Raw genomic sequence first — 18,250 nt, forward strand, 5'->3', positions numbered from 1 at the left:
AGTGATGATCCAGGTGAATTCGAGAGGTCGGGATGGCCGTGCGCGAGGATCTGCTGGCCGCCGGCTTGGCGGTGTTCGACCGTGACGGCTTCGAGGGGGCGACGGTGGCGGCCATTCGCACTCGCGCGCGGGCCTCGAACGGAAGCTTCTTCCATTTCTTCGGATCGAAGAAGGAACTGGCGGGCACGCTGTTTCTGGAAGTCCTACAGCACTATCACGCCGCGGTGTTGGCTGCGATCGACGCGCCATGCAGTGCGCAGGAGGGCATCGGCCGCCTGATCCGCGCGCATCTGGACTGGGTGGTAAACAGCCGGCGCGAGGCGCGCTATCTGTTCGAGATTTCGCGCAGCGAATGGACCGAAGAGGTCAGGGACGCGCAGCGGACGCAGAATTCGCGCCTCGCCGAGGGCGTCGAGCGCTGGCGCGCGCCGCTGATCGCGCGCGGCGAATTGCTGCCGATGAGCTCGACGCTGTTCTTCAGCCAGATCGTCGGACCCGCGCAGATTTTCTGCCGCGCCTGGCTGTCGGGCCGCGACCGCAGCGACCCAAGACTTCAGGCCGACATCCTGATCGCCTGCGCGATCCGCGCGCTGGTCGCGCCGCAAGCCATTCAACAGACCGGAGGCACGCCATGACGGGGAATTCCGACCTGAAGCCCGATTTGGACTTCGCTGGAATCGCAACGCGAATCCGCGACAGCGTCGGCCGTCAGGGTTTCATGGGCCATGTCGGCGCAGAACTGTCCGAACTCGCGCGTGGCTCCTGCACGCTCGCCGTCGACCGCCGGCCGGAACTGTTGCAGCAGCACGGCCTGTTCCATGGCGGCGTCACGGCTTTCCTGGTCGACAACGCGACCACGATCGCTGCGGCGACGTCGCGCGGCCAGCCGGCGCTCACGGCGGAATACAAGTTGAATTTGCTGTCGCCGGCTTCCGGCGAGCGCCTGATCTGCCGCGCGCGCGTGATCAAGCCCGGACGGCAGGTCGCGGTGGTCGCCGCCGATGTGTTCTGCGTCATCGACGGTGTCGAGAAACACACCGCCACCGCGCTGGCGTCGATTGCGATGCTGCCGGGAGAAGTGACGGCACGAATCCCAAGCCCGGCCTGAGGCCGGGCTTGGTGTTCAGCGTGATGTAGAGAGCCCCGATACGATCAGGAGGCGGCGCCTTCCTGCGGCGGCTCGTCGTGGTGGGCTTCGGGATCGAAGAATTCGCCGGCGGCGGCGAGCGCCTCGGCGGCAGCGTCCTGGTCTTCCTGACGCGTCGAGATGTCTTCGCCGCGATTGATGCGCTCGGCCTCGTCGGCGCTGCGCGCGACCGTCACGGTGACGCTGACTTCGACTTCCGGATGAACGGCGATGGCGATGTTGTGCTTGCCGATGGTCTTGATCGGCGCGTCCAGCATGACCTGGCTGCGGTCGATCGCAACGCCATCCGCCTCGAACGAGGCGATGATGTCGCGAACCGACACCGAGCCGAACAACTGGCCGGTCTCGGAAGCCTGTCGCAGCACGACGACGTTGCGGCCGTCGATCTTCTCGGCGACCTTGGTTGCCTCGCCCTTGGCCTGCAGGTTGCGGGCCTCGAGTTCGGCCTTCATGCCGTCGAACTTGGCGCGGTTGTCAGCGGTGGCGCGTAGCGCCTTGTTGCGCTTCAAGAGGAAGTTGCGGGCATAGCCGTCCCTGACGCGGACGACTTCGCCCATCTGGCCGAGCTTGGCGACGCGTTCCAGCAAAATGACTTCCATATTCGTTCTCCTTTGAGGTGATGAGTACTGTGAGGTTGCAGTGAAGTGTGGATTCAGGACGCAGGGAGCGGCGGCGGCCTCCCTTGCAGATAACGCTGGCGAAATCCGAAGATGGCGTCGGCAACGCCGAGCGCCACCATCGCCAGAACCGGCCAGCCGAACACCACGACGATCGCGTAGGCGCAGCTCAGCCACAGCGCGCGGCTCTTCAAGGCCAGCGTCAGCGTGTGCAAGACGGCAAAGCCGGTGATCGCGTATGCCATCATCAGGACCGCGCTGACGATCTGCGCCAGGATCGCAAGCAAGCCTCCGGTAAAGCAGAACGCGATCGCGATCGACAGCGCCACCAGCGTCATCGGCGGCAGTTCGGCGCTTTTCAGATCGGGCCAGGGGCGGTGCAGCCGTCCCGACGTCGACGTGATTCGTGCGGCGAGCCAGAGATTGAGCGTCAGCGTCATCATCGCGACGATCGCGGCCGCAGCCGGCGCAATGATCACCAGCGCATCAACCCATCGTTCGATCTCGCCGCGCGACGTCGCATTGCGCGGGCCGAGGATGCGCATCAAGCCGCGCTTCAGTGCGCCGGTGATGGTGTCGGCGTCGCTGCCGAGCGTCAGCAGGGCTGCCATCGTGGTCAGTGCGGCAAAGCCCACGATCCAGAGCAGGATGCGGCCGATCGGATACCATTCGAAAGCAGGCGTAACCGGCGTCGCGCCGTTGCCGGAGGGGACAGAATTGTCCATGGGACGGCCGAGCAGCGCGAGGTGTCCGAGCCACCAGGCAGGCAGCGCGACGGTGAGGACAAAGGCGATGCAATAGGGCAGGCCGAAGATCGCGCCGAGCCCGGTGGCGGCGGCAATCCCGCCGATGGTGGCGCTGAGGGGGCCCCATCCAAGGCCTGCCACCATCAGCGGCAGCGGCGCCAGATAGAACAGCAATAGCGAGATCAGCGCGCCCGATACGATCGAGGCGAACATCAGCGCCGACGCGCAGCCGGCCGCGATTGCAATGAGGACGATCATGATCATCAGCTGTCCCGCTCCCTTCGAGCGGTTAGAGGCTCCCTTGAGAACCCCAACCATCGGCAACCGGACGACCCGGAAGCCTTATGAATAGCGTCGACCGGCGGCAGCGATGCCGCCGGTCGAGGAGTTGTTTAGCGGATCACGTAAGGCAGCAGACCGAGGAAACGCGAGCGCTTGATGGCGCGCGCGAGTTCACGCTGCTTCTTGGCGGATACGGCGGTGATGCGGCTCGGCACGATCTTGCCGCGCTCGGACACGTAACGCATCAACAGCTTGGAATCCTTGTAATCGATCTTCGGCGCGTTCGGACCCGTGAACGGACAGGTCTTGCGGCGGCGGAAAAACGGACGGCGTGCACCAGCTTCAGCCATGATTCTTACTCCTCAACCGCTGCTTCGGCGTCTTCGCGCGGACGGCGCGGACCACGATCGCCACGATAGCCACCGCCCTCGCGGTCGCCGCGGAAGCCGCCTTCGCGGTCGCCCCGGAAACCGCCGCCACGGTCGTCGCGATCACGGTCGCGATCGGCCTTGCGCATCATTGCCGAGGGGCCTTCCTCGTGCTCGTCGACGCGAACGGTGAGATAGCGGATCACGTCTTCGCTGATCCGCTCCTGGCGCTCGACTTCGGCGACCGCCGCCGAGGGCGCGTCGATGTTCAGGAGCACGAAGTGCGCCTTGCGATTCTTGTTCATGCGGTAGGTGAGGGAGCGTACGCCCCAGTTTTCCATCTTCACGACCTTGCCGCCGAGACCTTCGACGATGCCGGTCATCTGGGTGGTCAGTTCTTCGACCTGCTGGGTGCTCGCATCCTGACGCGCGAGAAAAACATGCTCATAAAGAGGCATGGGTGTCCTTTCCTGTGTTGGCGCGGTTCCCGGCGGCAAGCCCTTCGAACCCTCCGGAAAGGACTCGATATGCTCAGAAGGCGGAAGCACGGGACGACGGACCGACTGGCCCTGCCGCATCAAAATCGCCGAAAAGGTGAAATTGCTGAGACCGTCCGTTCAGCTCCCGGCCGGGATCCACGGATGGCGCGGTTTATAAGGATTTTGGGCCGGATGGCAAGGGAAACCGGCCCGCCTTTTGCGCCAAAAGGGGCGCAGAACCGCCGCTTGGCTTGACATAACCGTCCCCCGCGGTGTCTTTCGGCCCAACTTTAGGGATCGGGACGTTCAGGGAGCGCCGATGACGGCAGCATTCACATTTCCGGGGCAGGGTTCCCAGGCAGTCGGCATGGGCAAGGCCCTGGCGGACGCATTTCCGGCGGCGCGCGCGGTTTTCGATGAGGTCGATTCGGCGCTCGGCGAAAAGCTGACCGCCATCATCTGGGACGGCCCGGCCGAGACCCTGCAGCTCACCGAAAATGCCCAGCCCGCTTTGATGGCGGTCTCGCTGGCCACTTTGAGGGTCCTGGAGTCCGAGGCCGGCTTCTCGGTCGGGCGGGACGCCGCCTTCGTGGCCGGCCATTCGCTCGGCGAATATTCCGCGCTCGCCGCCGCCGGCAGCCTCAGCATCTCCGATACCGCGCGCCTGCTGCGCACCCGCGGCCTAGCCATGCAGAAGGCGGTGCCGGTCGGCGCCGGCGCGATGGCGGCTCTGCTCGGCCTCGACTACGAGGCAGCGGTCGCCGTTGCCGACGAGGCCGCGCAGGGTCAGGTCTGCCAGGCAGCCAATGACAATGGCGGCGGGCAGGTCGTGGTGTCCGGCGACAAGGCGGCGGTCGAGCGCGCGCTCGATATCGCCAAGACCAAGGGCGCCAAGCGCGCCATGCTGCTGCCGGTGTCGGCGCCATTTCATTGCAGGCTGATGCAACCCGCGGCCGATGCGATGGCCGCGGCGCTGGCCGGCGTCACCATCAGGCCGCCGGCTTCGCCTGTCGTGTCGAACGTGCTGGCCGCGCCGATTACCGATCCCGACGAGATCCGCCGCCGCCTGATCGAGCAGGTTACCGGCACCGTGCGCTGGCGCGAGTCGGTGGCCTACATGGCGAGCCACGGGGTCACGCGGTTTTTCGAGATCGGCGCCGGCAAGGTGCTGAGCGGGCTGGTCAAGCGCATCGCCGACGGCGCGGTCGGAATTTCAGTGGGCGGGCCCGGCGATATTGCCGCCGCAAAGGAGGCGCTGGCGGCCGCGCATTCGGCCTGAAGCGTTTTCGAGCGAAGTGGATACCGGTTCGCGTAAAGAACACGCGTCGAAACAAAGATTAGAGCCTCGGTTCTGATTCGGTCAGAACCGGACAGGCGCAAGGCGGTCGAGAGGAGATATTGATGTTCGATCTGACTGGCAGGACGGCGCTCGTCACCGGCGCGACCGGCGGCATCGGCAATGCGATCGCGCAAGCCTTGCACGCGCAGGGCGCGACGGTGGCCATTTCCGGAACGCGGCGCGAGGTGCTGGATACGCTCGCCGGCAAACTGGGCGAACGCGTTCATGTGTTGCCGTGCAATCTCTCCGACAGCGCCGAGGTCGAGGCGCTGGTGCCCGCGGCGGAGGCCGCGATGGGCCAGGTCGATATTCTGGTCGCCAATGCCGGCATCACCCGCGACAATCTGTTCGTGCAGTTGCGCGATGAGGACTGGGACGAGGTCATCAAGGTCAATCTGACCGCGACCTTTCGCCTCTCCCGGGCCGCAACCAAGCTGATGATGCGCAAGCGTTTCGGCCGCATCATCGCCATCACCTCGATCGTCGGCGTCACCGGTAATCCAGGGCAGGGCAATTACACGGCCTCGAAGGCCGGGCTGATCGGCATGATCAAGACGCTGGGCGCCGAATACGCCAAGCGCAACGTCACCGCCAACTGCATTGCGCCGGGATTCATCAAGACGCCGATGACGGATGCGCTGAACGACAAGCAGCGCGAAACCATCCTGTCGAAGGTCCCTGCCGCGCGGCTCGGAACGCCGGACGACATCGCCGCGGCGGCGGTCTATCTGGCCTCCAACGAAGCCGCTTACGTCACCGGACAGACGATCCACGTCAATGGCGGAATGGCCATGTTTTGAACCGGTTAACGGCCCCGTCCACAAGGCGAGGGACGGTTTCGGCGGGTTGATCGAGGCGTGTAGTCAAGGCTTGGGAAGTATGGTAACCGAACCAGCAACGGATGGGCAAAGAACGCCATTGCAGGAATTTGAAACCCTGTATATTGGCGGGCGGGAGCCTGCCGTCGTTCGCCGGGCCTTCGTCGCTATCACGGGGCCAAATCAAGACTATGCGCGATTGCGAAGGAAGTTTAACGACCACGATGGCTCGTAGCGTCTTGGGGACGGGTCTAATGGAACAAGGACGAGGTTGAACGATGAGTGAGATTGGCGAGCGAGTTAAGAAGATTGTGGTCGAACACCTTGGTGTTGAACCCGAAAAAGTGGTCGACAACGCGAGCTTCATTGACGACCTCGGCGCGGACAGCCTCGATACTGTCGAGCTCGTGATGGCGTTTGAAGAAGAGTTCGGTTGCGAGATTCCCGACGATGCCGCGGAGACGATTCTGACCGTCGGCGACGCTACAAAATTTCTTGAAAAGAACGCGAAGAGCTGACGCCCCGCGCGGTGCTGAGGAAGCCGGACGGGCCGTGGTCGAGCGGTCCACCGGTTTCTTGTTGTGGGCCGCGAATTTTGGGCTGGAGTGCTGGATATGAGGCGGGTTGTCGTCACAGGCCTCGGCATGGTCACGCCCCTCGGCTGTGGCGTCGAGCCGACCTGGAAGCGCATCCTCAATAGCGAGAGCGGCGCCAGGAAGATCGACACGTTCGACGTGTCCGATCTGACCAGCCGGATCGCCTGCGTGGTTCCGCGCGGCGACGGCTCTAATGGTTCCTTCAACCCCGACCAGTGGATGGAGCCGAAGGATCAGCGCAAGGTCGACGATTTCATCATTTTCGCCATGTGCGCGGCGCGCCAGGCGCTCGATGATGCCAACTGGCATCCGTCCACCGAAGAAGAGCGCTGCGCCACCGGCACCATGATCGGCTCGGGGATCGGCGGCCTGTCCGGCATCGCCGATACGGCGCTGCTGTTGAAGGAGCGCGGACCGCGCAAGGTGTCGCCGTTCTTCATTCCCGGCCGGCTGATCAATCTGGCTTCGGGCTACGTCTCGATCGAGCATGGCCTCAAGGGTCCCAATCATTCGGTGGTGACCGCATGTTCCACCGGGGCGCATGCGATCGGCGACGCCAGCCGGCTGATCACGCTCGGCGATGCCGACGTGATGGTGGCGGGCGGAACGGAATCGCCGATCTGCCGGCTGTCGATGGCGGGCTTCTGCGCCGCCCGGGCGTTGTCGACCGGCTTCAACGAAACTCCGGAAAAGGCCTCGCGCCCCTACGACAAGGACCGCGACGGCTTCGTGATGGGCGAAGGCGCCGGGATCGTTGTGCTGGAGGAATACGAGCACGCAAAAAGGCGCGGCGCCAAGATCTATGCCGAGGTCACCGGATACGGCCTGTCCGGCGACGCCTACCACATCACTTCTCCATCGCCGGACGGCGACGGCGCATTCCGCAGCATGAGTGCGGCGATGAAGCGCGCGGGAATCACGCCTTCCGATGTCGACTACATCAATGCGCATGGCACCTCGACGCAGGTCGGGGACGAAATCGAACTCGGCGCGGTCGAGCGACTGCTGGGGAACACCGCCTCCAAGGTGTCGATGTCGTCGACCAAATCGTCGACCGGACATCTGCTCGGTGCGGCCGGCGCGATCGAGACGATTTTCAGCATCCTGGCGATCCGCGACAACATCGCCCCGCCCACCATCAATCTCGAAAACCCGTCGGTGGAAACGGCGATCGACCTGGTGCCGCTGGCCCCGCGCAAGCGCGAAATCAATGTCGCGTTGTCGAATTCGTTCGGTTTCGGGGGCACCAACGCATCCGTGATCGTGCAGCGTGTGACCAACTAGCGTGTGATTAGAACGACTCCACCGTTTTGCCGTATTCGGCGATAATTCCTAGACACGGGCGTATGCTATTGGCATGGCAGGGATTTGCCGGGCCGCGATCAAACCGACAGGATTCAGGTTGCATCGATGAGTGAGAGGCCGCCCATTTCGCCACGTAGCCCGCGCGCTGCGCTGGAGCCGGAGCAGGTTCCGCCGCCGCCGAAGCGGTCCGACCGTGCCCGCAACCCGTTCGTGGTGGTCGGCAACGCGATCATCACCATCCTGCTGGTCGCCATGATCGGTGCCGGCGGCGCCTATGTCTACGGCAAGCAGCTGCTCGAGGCGCCTGGTCCGTTGAAGGAAGACAAGATCGTCAACATTCCGGCGCGGGCCGGCAAGCGGGACATCGCCGACGTCCTGCAGCGCGAAGGCGTGATCGACGTCAATCCCTGGGCGTTCATTGGCGGCGTGTTCGCACTGAAGGCGAGCTCCGAACTGAAGCCCGGTGAATATTCGTTCCAGAAGAACGCCAGCCTGCGCGACGTCATCGGCACCATCGTTGAAGGCAAGGTGGTCCAGCACGCCGTGACGATTCCGGAAGGGTTGACTTCCGAGCAGATCGTGGCCCGCCTTTCTGAGAACGACATCTTTGCCGGCTCGGTCAGGGAAATGCCGCGCGAAGGCACCTTGTTGCCGGAGACCTACAAGTTTCCGCGCGGCACCACGCGCGAGCAGGTGATCCAGCGCATGCAGCAGACCCAGAAACGCGTGCTGGCGGAAATCTGGGATCGCCGCAATCCCGATATTCCGGTCAGGACACCGGAGCAGCTGGTGACGTTGGCCTCGATCATCGAGAAGGAAACCGGCAAGCCGGACGAACGCAGCCGTGTCGCCGCGGTGTTCGTCAACCGGTTGCGGCAGAAGATCAAGCTGCAGTCGGATCCGACCATCATCTACGGCCTGGTCGGCGGCAAGGGCACGCTGGGCCGGCCGATCAAGCGCTCCGAAATCCAGCAGCCGTCGCCGTACAACACCTACGTGGTCGATGGGCTCCCGCCCGGACCGATCGCCAATCCTGGACGCGCCTCGCTGGAGGCTGCGGCCAATCCGGCGCGCACGCGCGACCTGTTCTTCGTTGCCGACGGCACCGGCGGCCACACCTTCACCGAAACCTACGACCAGCATCAGAAGAACGTCGCCAAGCTGCGTGCGATCGAAAAGCAGATCCAGAACGACACCGTCGAACCTCCGGCAGAAGAGGCCCAGCCGGCCGCGGCCGGCGCGCCGGCCGATACCAACCCGACCGCCGCGACGCCCAGGCCGGTTGCGCCGAAGAAGCCCGTCCGCGCGGCCCCGCCGGCCGCTCCGGCCCGGCAGGGCGCGGCGCAGTCGACGGCGTCCCCGCCGGTGGTGCAGCGCTAGCGCCGGCGGTCGCTGCAACCGAATTCCACTTTGGCCGGAAACGCTTTAGGCTTAAGCAGTTTCTGGCGAGTCTCACTCCCGTACCTCAGGAGAAATTCCAGCAATGGCGTTGTCGAGCATGACCGGCTTTGCCCGAAGCCACGGCGCCAGCGGACCCTACACGTTCGAATGGGAATTGAAGTCGGTCAATGCCAAGGGCTTCGACCTGCGCCTGCGGCTGCCGCCCGGATGGGACGATCTCGAGGCCCTGGCCAAGAAGCGCGCCGGCGAGGTGCTGTCGCGCGGCACGGTCTACGCCAATCTGAACGTCAAGCGCGCCAACGCGGTCTCGACCATCCGCATCAATGAAGATGTGCTCGCCTCGGTGATCAAGGTGGCCCATGCGCTCGCCGGCAAGATCGACGCGGTGGCGCCGAGCATCGACGGCCTGCTGGCGATCAAGGGCGTCATCGAGGTGGTCGAGCCCGAAAGCAACGAGGAAGAGGACAAGGCCGCGAGGACCGCAGCCTTTGCGGCCTTCGAGCAGGCGCTGGCCGATCTCGTCGAGATGCGGCGCCGCGAGGGCGTGACGCTCGGGCAGGTCTTGTCGCAGCGAATGGACGAGATCGAGCGACTGGCCAGGAAGGCCGAGGCCGCGCCGGGGCGCAAGCCCGAGGCGATCAGGGCGCGGCTCGCCGAGCAGATCGAGGCCTTGCTCGAGACCTCCGACCGCTTCGACGCCGACCGGCTCAATCAGGAAGCGATCATGATCGCGACCAAAGCCGATATCCGCGAAGAGCTCGACCGCATCGCCTCGCACGTCGCGCAGGCCCGCGAGATGATCGGCAAGGGCGGGGCGGTCGGACGGCGGCTCGACTTCCTGGCGCAGGAATTCAACCGCGAGGTCAATACCTGTTGCTCCAAGTCGAACGATATCGAGTTGACCAATACCGGCCTTGCGATGAAGAACGTGGTCGAGCAGTTCCGCGAACAGGTCCAGAACCTGGAGTGACAGATGATGGCTGGCGGCCACGGCTTCGACGGGGTTGAACGGCGCGGACTGATGTTCGTGCTGTCGTCGCCATCGGGCGCCGGAAAGACCACGCTGTCGCGGCTGCTGATCAAGCAGACGCCCGGCCTGAAGATGTCGGTGTCCGCGACCACGCGGCCGATGCGGCCGGGCGAAGTCGACGGCCGCGACTATCATTTCATCGACAAGGCAAAATTTGAATCGATGGCGGAACGCGACGAACTCCTGGAATGGGCCACGGTGTTCGACAACCGCTACGGCACGCCGCGGGCGCCGGTCGAGGCCGCCCTGGCGGCGGGGCAGGACGTGCTGTTCGACATCGACTGGCAGGGCACCCAGCAATTGCGGGAAAAAGCCCGCGACGACGTCGTCAGCGTGTTCATCCTGCCGCCGTCGGCAGCCGAACTCGAAAAGCGGCTGCACTCCCGCGCGCAGGACTCCGACGAGGTGATCCGGGGACGGATGAGCCGGGCCAGCCACGAAATGAGCCACTGGGCGGAATACGATTATATCGTCATCAACCACGCGATCGATGACGCGTTCGCCGAGGTGCAGTCGATCCTGAAGGCCGAGCGGCTGAAGCGCGAACGCCGCACCGGCCTGACGACGTTCGTGCGCGAGCTGCAGCGGCAGCTCGAGAAATAGACGCCGTCAGTTCGCCGCGCTTCGCGCCAGCCGCGCCAGCATTCGCACGGTTCTTTCATTCGGATCATCCGCCTTGAACGCCTCGCGGGGAAGGCTGCCCTCCGGCAGCCGGTCGATTTCGCGCATCGATTTGGTGGCGCGGGCTTCCTCCGACAGCGATGGGCGATGGGCTCTCGGGATATCCCAGTTGACGCGGCGGTTGCCCCTGACGTTGCGCCGGCCGGCTCGCCGCCTGCCGCCGAACCTGAAGATCGCGCTTGCGATCAGGCTCGCCACCGACAACGCGCCGATCAGGGCGATCAGCAGCATCTGTACCGAGCCGTATGGTTTCGCAGCTGACGCGTCCGCAGTGGCGAGTGTGGCCGCGGCAATGGCGGGCGGTGGCGCGGCCTCCGCGGTTTGTTGCGGTCTGGCTGCCGTATCGACCGCCGACGGTGCAGGAGAAGGCGATGAATTCGCGGCCGCCAGCTCAGGCCAGCGCGACGCGACAACCGATCGCTGGCCGTCGGCATCGACCGCGTTCACCCGCTGATTATTCCGGGGGGACGCCGCATCCGCGGTTGCAGCCGGCGCCCGCTGGCCGGCGAACACGCTGGTGCCCTGCTCGACGCGGGTCTGCGGCAACGGCAACTCGGCGCGTGCATTCGCGATCGAGCGCTGCGTGCCGGCATCCTTGGGCGGAGAAACCGAATGGTCCGGCGGTGATGTTTCGGGCGCGGCGCGCGAAACTTTTTCCTTTTCGTCGCCGAGGTACCAGCACTGGCGCTTGGTGACGCGGTCGATGCGGTAATACCAATGGCCGCCCTGCGGCGGCGCGCCCTTCGGCCCGGCGAGACAGCTATCGGCCACTTCCGGCGCGCCGTGCGAAATTGTTGCGAAAGGGATGCCGGCGAGAAGGCTGGCGAAGACGGCCGAGACGATTTTCGCGGCTCGTTTGGACATGTGCTTCTCCGGTGATGATACGCGACGCTTCATGCTCCAAATCTTGCCAAAGACTTGGGTGGCAATGAGCCGCAATTCCGGAGGGGGTAGGGCTTAATTTAGGCCCGCAAAGGGTTCCCGCGAGCCTGGGCGGCAGCTTGAAAAAACCGCCGCCCGGAACCGGTCAGTTTGTCAGCACGATGCGTCCGACGACCTTGCCGGCGCGCAATTCGTCGATCCACTTCTGGACGTCGCCCATCGGCTCTTCCTTCATCGGCGTCGGCTTGATCTTGCCGGCACGCGCCAGCGCCATCAGTTCCTGGCCTTCGGCCAGCGTCCCGACCATGAAGCCCTCGATGGTCATGCGCTTGTAGACCCACTGCACCATCGGCAGGCTGAAATTGCCGCCCATCAGCCCGGAGACCACGATCTTGCCGCCACGCGCCACCGCGGCGACCGCAAAGGCCATCGACTTCTCGTTGCCGGCGAAATCGACGACGCCGTCGAAGCCGCCTTCGGTTTCCTTGACGATGCGCTTGACCACATCCGCTTCGGAAGGATCGTAGGCGACGGCGGCGCCATTCTTCAATGCCGTGTCCCGCGCCGCCGGACTGAGATCGGCCACCGAGATCTTCTGCTTGAACATCGCCTGCGCGAACGACAGTCCCATCATGCCGACGCCGCCGAGGCCGATCAGCAACAGATTGCGCTGGCGCGGCCGGTCGACCAGGCGCTTCAGCGCGCCATAGGCGGTGACGCCCGAGCACATCAGGGTCGCCGCCTGATTGACCGGCAGCGGATCGTAGTCGAGCAGATATTTTGCGTCGGGCACCAGTACGTGGCTGGCGAAACCGCCGTCGATCGAGACGCCGAGGAAGCGTTGCTTGACGCAGAGATTTTCGTCGCCGTTGAGACAGTCGCGGCACTGGCCGCAGCCGATCCAGGGGAATACCGCCTTCTTCGTTCCGACCAGATCCTTCGAAACATCGGCGCCGACCTCCTCGACAATCCCCGCGATCTCGTGTCCCAGCGTGAACGGCAGCGTCATGCCGCGCGTGGTGTCGAGCTTCTTGCCGCCGCCGAGATCGGCATAGCCGTCCTGGATGTGCAGGTCGGAATGGCACAACCCGCAGCGCTCGATGCGGACGAGGACTTCCCTGCCTTGCGGCTTCGGCGTCTCGACGATGGTTTCGCACAGAGGCGCATCGAATTTGACCAGTGATTGGCGTCGCATCAGCGCCATGACGTTTCTCTCCTTCAGGACGTTTTTGTCGCGCGTATATTTATCAATTCACGGGCCATGGCAACAAAGCCGGAAACCGGGACGGTTTCGGCGCGCCTCGTGACGTCGACCTGCGCGGCGGCGGCCAGCCGGGCCGGATCGACGGAAAGCGATTTGAGGCTTTGCCGCAGCATTTTTCGCCGCTGGCCGAACGCCGCCGCCGCCACCTGCTCGAGCGCCCGGCGGTCGCACGGCTCAGGCGCCTTGCGCGGCACCAGCCGCACCACCGACGAGGTGACCTTGGGCTGCGGCACGAAGGCCGCGGGAGAGATGTCAAACAGGATCTTCGTCTCCGTGCGCCAGTTCGCCAGCACCGCCAGCCGCCCATAGGCCTCGTCGTTCTCGCGCGCGACGATGCGCTCGGCCACTTCGCGCTGAAACATCAGCACCATCATGTCGTACCAGGGCGGCCACGGCTCGATCGATAGCCAGTCGATCAGGAGCGCGGTCGCGATGTTGTAGGGCAGGTTGGCGACGATCTTCGCCGGTTGACCGCCGAGCAACGGCCGTGGATCGAAGGTCTGCGCGTCGGCGCAGATGATCTCCAGCCGTCCCGGATACCGCCGTCCGATCTGTTCGAGCGGCCCAAGCGCGCGCTCGTCGCGCTCCACTGCGATGACGCGCCGCGCGCCCAGCGCCAGCAGCGCGCGCGTCAGGCCGCCGGGACCGGGACCGATCTCGATCACCGTCGCGTCCTCCAGCGGTCCTGCCGCGCGTGCGATCCGCGCAGTGAGGTTGAGGTCGAGCAGGAAATTCTGGCCGAGCGACTTGCGGGCCGACAGGGAATGCTGGCGAATGACCTCGCGAAGCGGCGGCAGGTCGTCGATCGCGCTCATGCCGGCTGCGCCGCCGCCATGCGGGCGGCCAGCCGCAGCGCCGCGATCAGGCTCGACGGATTGGCGCGGCCGGTGCCGGCGATGTCGAAGGCGGTGCCGTGGTCCGGCGAGGTGCGAATGAACGGCAATCCCAGGGTGACGTTGACCGCGTCCTCGAAGGCAAGCGTCTTGATCGGGATCAGCGCCTGGTCGTGATACATGCAGATCGCGCAGTCATAGGTCTTGCGCGCGGCGGCGTGGAACATGGTGTCGGCCGGCAACGGGCCCCTGGCCTCGATGCCTTCGCCGCGCAGGATTTCGACGGCCGGCGCCACGATGGTCTGGTCCTCGACGCCGAGCGAGCCGTCTTCGCCGGCGTGGGGATTGAGGCCGGATATCGCAAGACGCGGACGAGCGAGGCCGAAGCGGGCTTTCAGATCAGCGACCACGATGCGGGCCGTGGTGACGATCAGCTCGCTCGACAGCTGCGCAATCGCCTCGCGCAGCGAAAGATGGATCGTCACCGGCACGACGGCGAGGGCGGGCGACCACAGCATCATCACCGGCTGCGGCGTATGCCCGCCTGATGCCGCGAGCTCGGCGAGGAATTCGGTATGGCCGGGATGCCGGAACCCGGCGCGGTAGAGCACGCTTTTCGCGATCGGATTGGTGACGACCGCAGCAGCCCGCCCGCCGGCGACGTCGGCCACCGCCTGACGAATGGAGGCCAGCGCCGCCTCCGCACTGCTGTCATCGGGATGGCCCGGCCGCGCCGTTGCGGCATGGCCGGTAGCGACGACGGGCAATGCTTCGGCGAATGCAGCGGGCGCATCCTCGGGCCGGACGTCGGCGAACGGCACGGCGAGTCCCAGCGCCTTGGCGCGGAGACCGAGATAGTCGCGATCGCCGAGCAGATAGAATGCGGGAAGCTTCAGTTCATCGCGGCGCAGCCACGCCTTGATCGTGATGTCGGGCCCGATTCCCGCAGGTTCGCCTGAGGTCAGCGCGAGCGGCTTTGCCATGCATCAACGATATTCGATCATCGCGGCTCTGCGGACTTCCTGCAGGTACGACTTCGACTTCGCCTCGTACTTCTCGACAAACATCTTGTCCCGGATTTCCTTTTTCTTCGGCGTGTCGATGGTGGTCGTCTTCCGCCCGCACAGCGCAACCATCTCGACGCCCTGTTTGGTCACCTCGGGCGCGGTCAGGTGGCCGATAGGGGTCTTGTCGAGCACTTCACGAAGCACAGCCGGTATGTCGGCCGAAGTCTTGGTCACGACCTCGCGTATCGCGGCGTTCTGCATCGACTTGAAATAGGAGTTGGCCTCTTCGCAGGTCTGCACGCGGCCGCGCAGCACTTCGGCCTCCTTGCGCCGTGCCTCGAGGGTGGCAGGGGACGATCCTTTCGGGACGATCAACACGACCGGCTGCAGCCGGTATTCGAAGGCCTCTATCTCCAGTTTCTCGTTGCCGCCGGCCTGCACGGCGGCGGCGACGTCCTTTTCGCCGACCTGGAGGCTCTGCCTGTAGCGCCCGCGGATCAGGCTGCTCCAAACCATCTCGGCCCTCAGGCGTGCCTTCAACGTCTCCGGACGGATGCCCTGGCTTTCGAGAGACTTGGTGAGCTGGTCGGGCGCCAGGCGCATCCGCGCGCCCATCGACGCATAGGACTGATCGATATCGGAGACGGACGGGTCGACGCCGAATTTCTTGCCTTCCTTGATCTTCACCTTTTCGTCGATCAGTTCATTGATCACGTCCTGGCGGACGGCGGGCTTGCGCGTCGTCAGGAAGTTCAGCTTGCCCCGCTGTTCGATGTCGTAGTTGGTGATGGGCTCGCCGTTGACCATGACGGCGACGGTCTGCGCCTGCAGCGGCGAACCGGCGCCCATCAGGATCAGGGCCGTGGCGCAACCCAGGATGAGAGACCAAAAGCGGTGAAACAGCGTAGGGCTCGTCATGGTCATATTCGCTATATCAACCCGATTCGAAGTGGATCCGCGATGCGGGAATGATCCTCCGGCGACATCGAAGCCGGCCTTATTGTAAGCCGCTGGCGCCGCCCGATGAGGACGAGTTGGCAAGCGTCCGCAGGCCGATCTGCAACATGAACGAGTGACTGAGTACCGGCGGCGTGGTGCCCGCAGAGTAGCTGTAGGACGTCACGTAGTTGGCGGCGAGCACGAAGCAGTCGTCCACGTAGCCGGCGCCGACGATGTACTGATTGACCTTGTTGGCTTCAAGATCCCAGCGGGCCGCACCCGTCACTACCCAGTTTGCGGCGACCTTGATCGAGCCGGTGCCGAGCAATCCTTCGCGACGCGTCAGGTAGCCGAGTTCGGGTTGCGCGGCGTAATTGCCGTACAGCAGGCTGACCGACCAGCGGTCGAAGCTGGCGCGGCCTTCAGCCTCGAAACGATTGATATTCAGCGTGGCCTCGTCCATGCGCGAGCGAACGCTGAACGTGTAAGTCCGGTTCGGCGAATAATTGACGCGGCCGACATAGTCGGAGCGGGAAGTCTGCAGGCCGGAGGCGAGGCCGGTGTTGGTCACGTCCGCCACCGCGTACGAGTTCAGGCCGAACAGCTGGTAGGACTGGCCGAACAACACATTGATGGAGCCGCCACGGTCGAATTGCGTGGTGGCCTGCACGCCGACATTGGCGCGGCCGCCGCCTTCGACGCGGTCGTAGCCCGAGAACTTGTCGACGGCGAACAGGTTGCTGGCATCGAACACCATGCTCTGCGCGTCCTCGTTGGGGAACCGGCCGGCATAGGTTTCGTTGGGACGAATGATGATCTGTGCGATCGGCTCGATCGTCGTGGAGCCCCACGGCTGAACGTTGATGAAGGGATAGCGATATTCCATGCCGACGGTCGGCATCAGGCGCAGCGCCTCAGTGTCGCCGACCGGGAGGAAATTCGAGACGCCGGGCTGGTTCGAAATCGAGGCACTGATCGCGTCGGCGCGGATGATGGCAAACGGCGTCCAGATCTGGCCGATGGAATCGGTGAACGAGCGCCGCCATTGCGCCTCGGCAGTCAGGCGCGTGTAAGTGCCGGGTACGCCGCGAAGCAGGCACTGGCTGGGCAGCCGCGCCAGCGGGTCGGCAGAGGCGGTCGTGCACAGGCTGCTGGTGTTTGCGAGCGTCGTGATCGGGTCGAACGCCGCGGTGCTCCGCGACAGGCTGGTGAAGTTGGTCTTGTAGCTGACCTCGCCGCCGAAAATCGGGCTGTTGATCACGTTCGAATAGTCGATGACCGGATGAATGACGGGAACCTTGTCCTGGAGGCCCGAAAAACTGAGATAGTAGATCGTGCGCGCGTCGAAGAAGCTGCGGTTACCGACGCCGGTCAGATAGAGCTGCGAAATCGCCTCGGTCGGCAGGCTCAGGAACGAGCCCAGCGGATCCCGGTACTGGGACAGCCTGTAATCCGTGAAGAAGGCGTAGTCCGAGAGCAGGACGCCATCCCAGCCCCACACCCATTTGTCGTTGAGCGCGAACTGGCCCTTGGTGTCGACGCCGCCGCGGAATTGGCGATCGCCGGGCTGGCCTGCAAAGGCGCCGGGGTCGAGCTGGTCGATGCCGTAGCCGCGTATTTGATACGATCCGTTGATCAGCCGCTGGCGGAACTCGCCCTGGAACAACACGCCTTGCCGGGTCGTGAAACGCGGGTTGAAGGTTGCGTCGTAGTCCGGCGCGATCGCCCAGTAGAACGGGGTTTCGACGCCATATCCGTAGGCCGTAACCGTGGAATAGCCGGGCATCAGGAATCCGGTCTTGCGCTTCACGGTCGGATCGGGCGTCGAAAAATACGGCAGATAGGCCATCGGAACGCCGAAGAATTCGAGCTGCGCATTCTCGAAGTAGAGCATCTTCTCGGTCTGGTCGTGAATGATGCGCGCGCCCTTGACCTGCCACAGCGGCGGCTTCTTCGGATCGTCCTTGCAAGGCGCGCAGGCGGTATAAACGCCGTTCTCGAACACGGTGTAGTTGCCGCTGGAGCGGTCCATGCGGGTTGCCGCCATGCGCGTCGCGTCGGCGGTGTCGACGCGCAGCGAATCGACGAAACCGTCACGGTAATCGTCGCTCAGATCCATGATGTTGGCGTAGGTGACCTTGCCTTCCGCATCGGTCATGCGGATGTTGCCCTCGGCGTGGAGCCGCTTGGTCTTCTGGTCGTAGACCACCTTGTCGGCCTCGACGCTGGTGCCGTTGTAGAACATCTGCACGTTGCCGACCGCCGCAACCCGCTGATTGTTGTAGTCGTAATCGACCTCGACGGCCTGGACCAGCATCTGCCCGTCATTGGCTGGACGCACCGGCGCGGGCTTGGGAGGCCTCGGATTGTAGGTAAAGCTCTGGGCGGACGCCGGCGCGGTGCCGGCAACGCCGATTACGGCAGCCAGAACCAGCCCGCAAACCACGGCCAAAACGGGTCCGGCGGTCACGGTCGAGCGCATCCAGTGGCGGCGCACGAGCGTGCGCCGCCGGAAC

General features: G+C 64.8%; 19 protein-coding genes. 9 read left to right on the plus strand and 10 right to left on the minus strand.

What is annotated here, in order from left to right; genetic code table 11:
• Window positions 1–32: 32 nt before the first annotated feature.
• Both KMZ68_RS11940 and KMZ68_RS11945 read left to right on the plus strand, forming a co-directional pair.
• Entirely contained in the window at window positions 33–635 is a 603-nt protein-coding gene (locus KMZ68_RS11940) for a TetR/AcrR family transcriptional regulator (RefSeq protein ID WP_215615954.1), read from the plus strand.
• The gene (locus tag KMZ68_RS11945; RefSeq protein WP_215615955.1) at window positions 632–1,108 is read left to right on the plus strand and encodes a PaaI family thioesterase; all 477 of its coding nucleotides are present in this window, start codon (window positions 632–634) and stop codon (window positions 1,106–1,108) included. Before KMZ68_RS11940 ends, KMZ68_RS11945 begins: the two co-directional genes overlap by 4 nt.
• A 44-nt stretch (window positions 1,109–1,152) precedes the next feature.
• Here KMZ68_RS11945 and rplI read toward each other — a convergent pair whose 3' ends face one another.
• From rplI to rpsF, 4 genes are all read right to left on the minus strand, one after another.
• Window positions 1,153–1,746 (minus strand): 50S ribosomal protein L9, encoded by a 594-nt coding sequence (gene rplI, locus KMZ68_RS11950; protein WP_215615956.1) that lies wholly within the window; start codon window positions 1,744–1,746, stop codon window positions 1,153–1,155.
• Window positions 1,747–1,799: 53 nt separating this feature from the next.
• Window positions 1,800–2,774 (minus strand): DUF2232 domain-containing protein, encoded by a 975-nt coding sequence (locus KMZ68_RS11955; protein WP_215615957.1) that lies wholly within the window; start codon window positions 2,772–2,774, stop codon window positions 1,800–1,802.
• 128 nt (window positions 2,775–2,902) lie between these two features.
• Complete coding sequence (gene rpsR / locus KMZ68_RS11960) at window positions 2,903–3,142, minus strand: 30S ribosomal protein S18 (RefSeq protein WP_002711478.1); 240 nt, start codon at window positions 3,140–3,142, stop codon at window positions 2,903–2,905.
• A gap of 5 nt (window positions 3,143–3,147) precedes the next feature.
• Window positions 3,148–3,618, minus strand: a complete 471-nt coding sequence (gene rpsF, locus KMZ68_RS11965) for a 30S ribosomal protein S6 (RefSeq protein ID WP_215606738.1) — start codon at window positions 3,616–3,618, stop codon at window positions 3,148–3,150.
• A gap of 340 nt (window positions 3,619–3,958) precedes the next feature.
• On the opposite strand from rpsF, the gene fabD reads away from it, so the two are divergent.
• The 7 genes from fabD to gmk all read left to right on the plus strand — a co-directional run bounded on the left by fabD (window position 3,959) and on the right by gmk (window position 10,731).
• Window positions 3,959–4,918: an ACP S-malonyltransferase gene (gene fabD, locus KMZ68_RS11970; RefSeq protein ID WP_215615958.1), complete on the plus strand. Its 960-nt coding sequence runs from the start codon at window positions 3,959–3,961 to the stop codon at window positions 4,916–4,918.
• Window positions 4,919–5,040: 122 nt separating this feature from the next.
• Window positions 5,041–5,778, plus strand: coding sequence for a 3-oxoacyl-[acyl-carrier-protein] reductase (gene fabG / locus KMZ68_RS11975; protein ID WP_215615959.1), 738 nt, complete (start codon window positions 5,041–5,043; stop codon window positions 5,776–5,778).
• 296 nt (window positions 5,779–6,074) lie between these two features.
• Window positions 6,075–6,314 carry an acyl carrier protein gene (locus KMZ68_RS11980; RefSeq protein ID WP_006610957.1) on the plus strand — a complete coding sequence of 80 codons (240 nt, stop codon included), beginning with the start codon at window positions 6,075–6,077 and terminating at the stop codon, window positions 6,312–6,314.
• A gap of 96 nt (window positions 6,315–6,410) precedes the next feature.
• Window positions 6,411–7,676 carry a beta-ketoacyl-ACP synthase II gene (gene fabF / locus KMZ68_RS11985; RefSeq protein ID WP_215615960.1) on the plus strand — a complete coding sequence of 422 codons (1,266 nt, stop codon included), beginning with the start codon at window positions 6,411–6,413 and terminating at the stop codon, window positions 7,674–7,676.
• 126 nt (window positions 7,677–7,802) lie between these two features.
• Complete coding sequence (mltG, locus tag KMZ68_RS11990) at window positions 7,803–9,077, plus strand: endolytic transglycosylase MltG (RefSeq protein ID WP_215615961.1); 1,275 nt, start codon at window positions 7,803–7,805, stop codon at window positions 9,075–9,077.
• Window positions 9,078–9,180: 103 nt separating this feature from the next.
• A complete protein-coding gene (locus tag KMZ68_RS11995) occupies window positions 9,181–10,068 on the plus strand; it encodes a YicC/YloC family endoribonuclease (RefSeq protein WP_215615962.1) in 888 nt (295 codons plus the stop codon).
• Window positions 10,069–10,071: 3 nt separating this feature from the next.
• Window positions 10,072–10,731: a guanylate kinase gene (gmk, locus tag KMZ68_RS12000; protein WP_215615963.1), complete on the plus strand. Its 660-nt coding sequence runs from the start codon at window positions 10,072–10,074 to the stop codon at window positions 10,729–10,731.
• Between the two features lie 6 nt (window positions 10,732–10,737).
• Here gmk and KMZ68_RS12005 read toward each other — a convergent pair whose 3' ends face one another.
• From KMZ68_RS12005 to KMZ68_RS12030, 6 genes are all read right to left on the minus strand, one after another.
• Complete coding sequence (locus KMZ68_RS12005) at window positions 10,738–11,673, minus strand: hypothetical protein (protein WP_215615964.1); 936 nt, start codon at window positions 11,671–11,673, stop codon at window positions 10,738–10,740.
• Between the two features lie 163 nt (window positions 11,674–11,836).
• Window positions 11,837–12,895 (minus strand): alcohol dehydrogenase, encoded by a 1,059-nt coding sequence (locus KMZ68_RS12010; RefSeq protein ID WP_215615965.1) that lies wholly within the window; start codon window positions 12,893–12,895, stop codon window positions 11,837–11,839.
• A gap of 14 nt (window positions 12,896–12,909) precedes the next feature.
• Window positions 12,910–13,770, minus strand: coding sequence for a 16S rRNA (adenine(1518)-N(6)/adenine(1519)-N(6))-dimethyltransferase RsmA (gene rsmA / locus KMZ68_RS12015; RefSeq protein ID WP_215615966.1), 861 nt, complete (start codon window positions 13,768–13,770; stop codon window positions 12,910–12,912).
• Entirely contained in the window at window positions 13,767–14,771 is a 1,005-nt protein-coding gene (gene pdxA, locus KMZ68_RS12020; RefSeq protein ID WP_215615967.1) for a 4-hydroxythreonine-4-phosphate dehydrogenase PdxA, read from the minus strand. The genes rsmA and pdxA overlap by 4 nt, the downstream gene beginning before the upstream one ends.
• 3 nt (window positions 14,772–14,774) lie before the next feature.
• On the minus strand, window positions 14,775–15,713 hold the full coding sequence (locus KMZ68_RS12025) for a SurA N-terminal domain-containing protein (protein ID WP_249779597.1): 939 nt from the start codon (window positions 15,711–15,713) through the stop codon (window positions 14,775–14,777).
• Window positions 15,714–15,792: 79 nt separating this feature from the next.
• On the minus strand, window positions 15,793–18,216 hold the full coding sequence (locus KMZ68_RS12030; RefSeq protein WP_371741472.1) for an LPS-assembly protein LptD: 2,424 nt from the start codon (window positions 18,214–18,216) through the stop codon (window positions 15,793–15,795).
• Window positions 18,217–18,250 lie beyond the last annotated feature (34 nt).

Origin of the sequence: Bradyrhizobium sediminis, from assembly GCF_018736105.1 — a bacterium.
In the GTDB taxonomy this organism is placed as follows: Bacteria; Pseudomonadota; Alphaproteobacteria; order Rhizobiales; family Xanthobacteraceae; genus Bradyrhizobium.

Excerpts from the sequence above, each read along its gene's own strand:
- KMZ68_RS11940 (WP_215615954.1), top strand. The coding sequence starts at position 33 with ATGGCCGTGCGCGAGGATCTGCTGGCCGCCGGCTTGGCGGTGTTCGAC.
- KMZ68_RS11945 (WP_215615955.1), top strand. The coding sequence starts at position 632 with ATGACGGGGAATTCCGACCTGAAGCCCGATTTGGACTTCGCTGGAATC.
- rplI (WP_215615956.1), bottom strand. The coding sequence starts at position 1,746 with ATGGAAGTCATTTTGCTGGAACGCGTCGCCAAGCTCGGCCAGATGGGC.
- KMZ68_RS11955 (WP_215615957.1), bottom strand. The coding sequence starts at position 2,774 with ATGATCATGATCGTCCTCATTGCAATCGCGGCCGGCTGCGCGTCGGCG.
- rpsR (WP_002711478.1), bottom strand. The coding sequence starts at position 3,142 with ATGGCTGAAGCTGGTGCACGCCGTCCGTTTTTCCGCCGCCGCAAGACC.
- rpsF (WP_215606738.1), bottom strand. The coding sequence starts at position 3,618 with ATGCCTCTTTATGAGCATGTTTTTCTCGCGCGTCAGGATGCGAGCACC.
- fabD (WP_215615958.1), top strand. The coding sequence starts at position 3,959 with ATGACGGCAGCATTCACATTTCCGGGGCAGGGTTCCCAGGCAGTCGGC.
- fabG (WP_215615959.1), top strand. The coding sequence starts at position 5,041 with ATGTTCGATCTGACTGGCAGGACGGCGCTCGTCACCGGCGCGACCGGC.
- KMZ68_RS11980 (WP_006610957.1), top strand. The coding sequence starts at position 6,075 with ATGAGTGAGATTGGCGAGCGAGTTAAGAAGATTGTGGTCGAACACCTT.
- fabF (WP_215615960.1), top strand. The coding sequence starts at position 6,411 with ATGAGGCGGGTTGTCGTCACAGGCCTCGGCATGGTCACGCCCCTCGGC.
- mltG (WP_215615961.1), top strand. The coding sequence starts at position 7,803 with ATGAGTGAGAGGCCGCCCATTTCGCCACGTAGCCCGCGCGCTGCGCTG.
- KMZ68_RS11995 (WP_215615962.1), top strand. The coding sequence starts at position 9,181 with ATGGCGTTGTCGAGCATGACCGGCTTTGCCCGAAGCCACGGCGCCAGC.
- gmk (WP_215615963.1), top strand. The coding sequence starts at position 10,072 with ATGATGGCTGGCGGCCACGGCTTCGACGGGGTTGAACGGCGCGGACTG.
- KMZ68_RS12005 (WP_215615964.1), bottom strand. The coding sequence starts at position 11,673 with ATGTCCAAACGAGCCGCGAAAATCGTCTCGGCCGTCTTCGCCAGCCTT.
- KMZ68_RS12010 (WP_215615965.1), bottom strand. The coding sequence starts at position 12,895 with ATGGCGCTGATGCGACGCCAATCACTGGTCAAATTCGATGCGCCTCTG.
- rsmA (WP_215615966.1), bottom strand. The coding sequence starts at position 13,770 with ATGAGCGCGATCGACGACCTGCCGCCGCTTCGCGAGGTCATTCGCCAG.
- pdxA (WP_215615967.1), bottom strand. The coding sequence starts at position 14,771 with ATGGCAAAGCCGCTCGCGCTGACCTCAGGCGAACCTGCGGGAATCGGG.
- KMZ68_RS12025 (WP_249779597.1), bottom strand. The coding sequence starts at position 15,713 with ATGACGAGCCCTACGCTGTTTCACCGCTTTTGGTCTCTCATCCTGGGT.
- KMZ68_RS12030 (WP_371741472.1), bottom strand. The coding sequence starts at position 18,216 with ATGCGCTCGACCGTGACCGCCGGACCCGTTTTGGCCGTGGTTTGCGGG.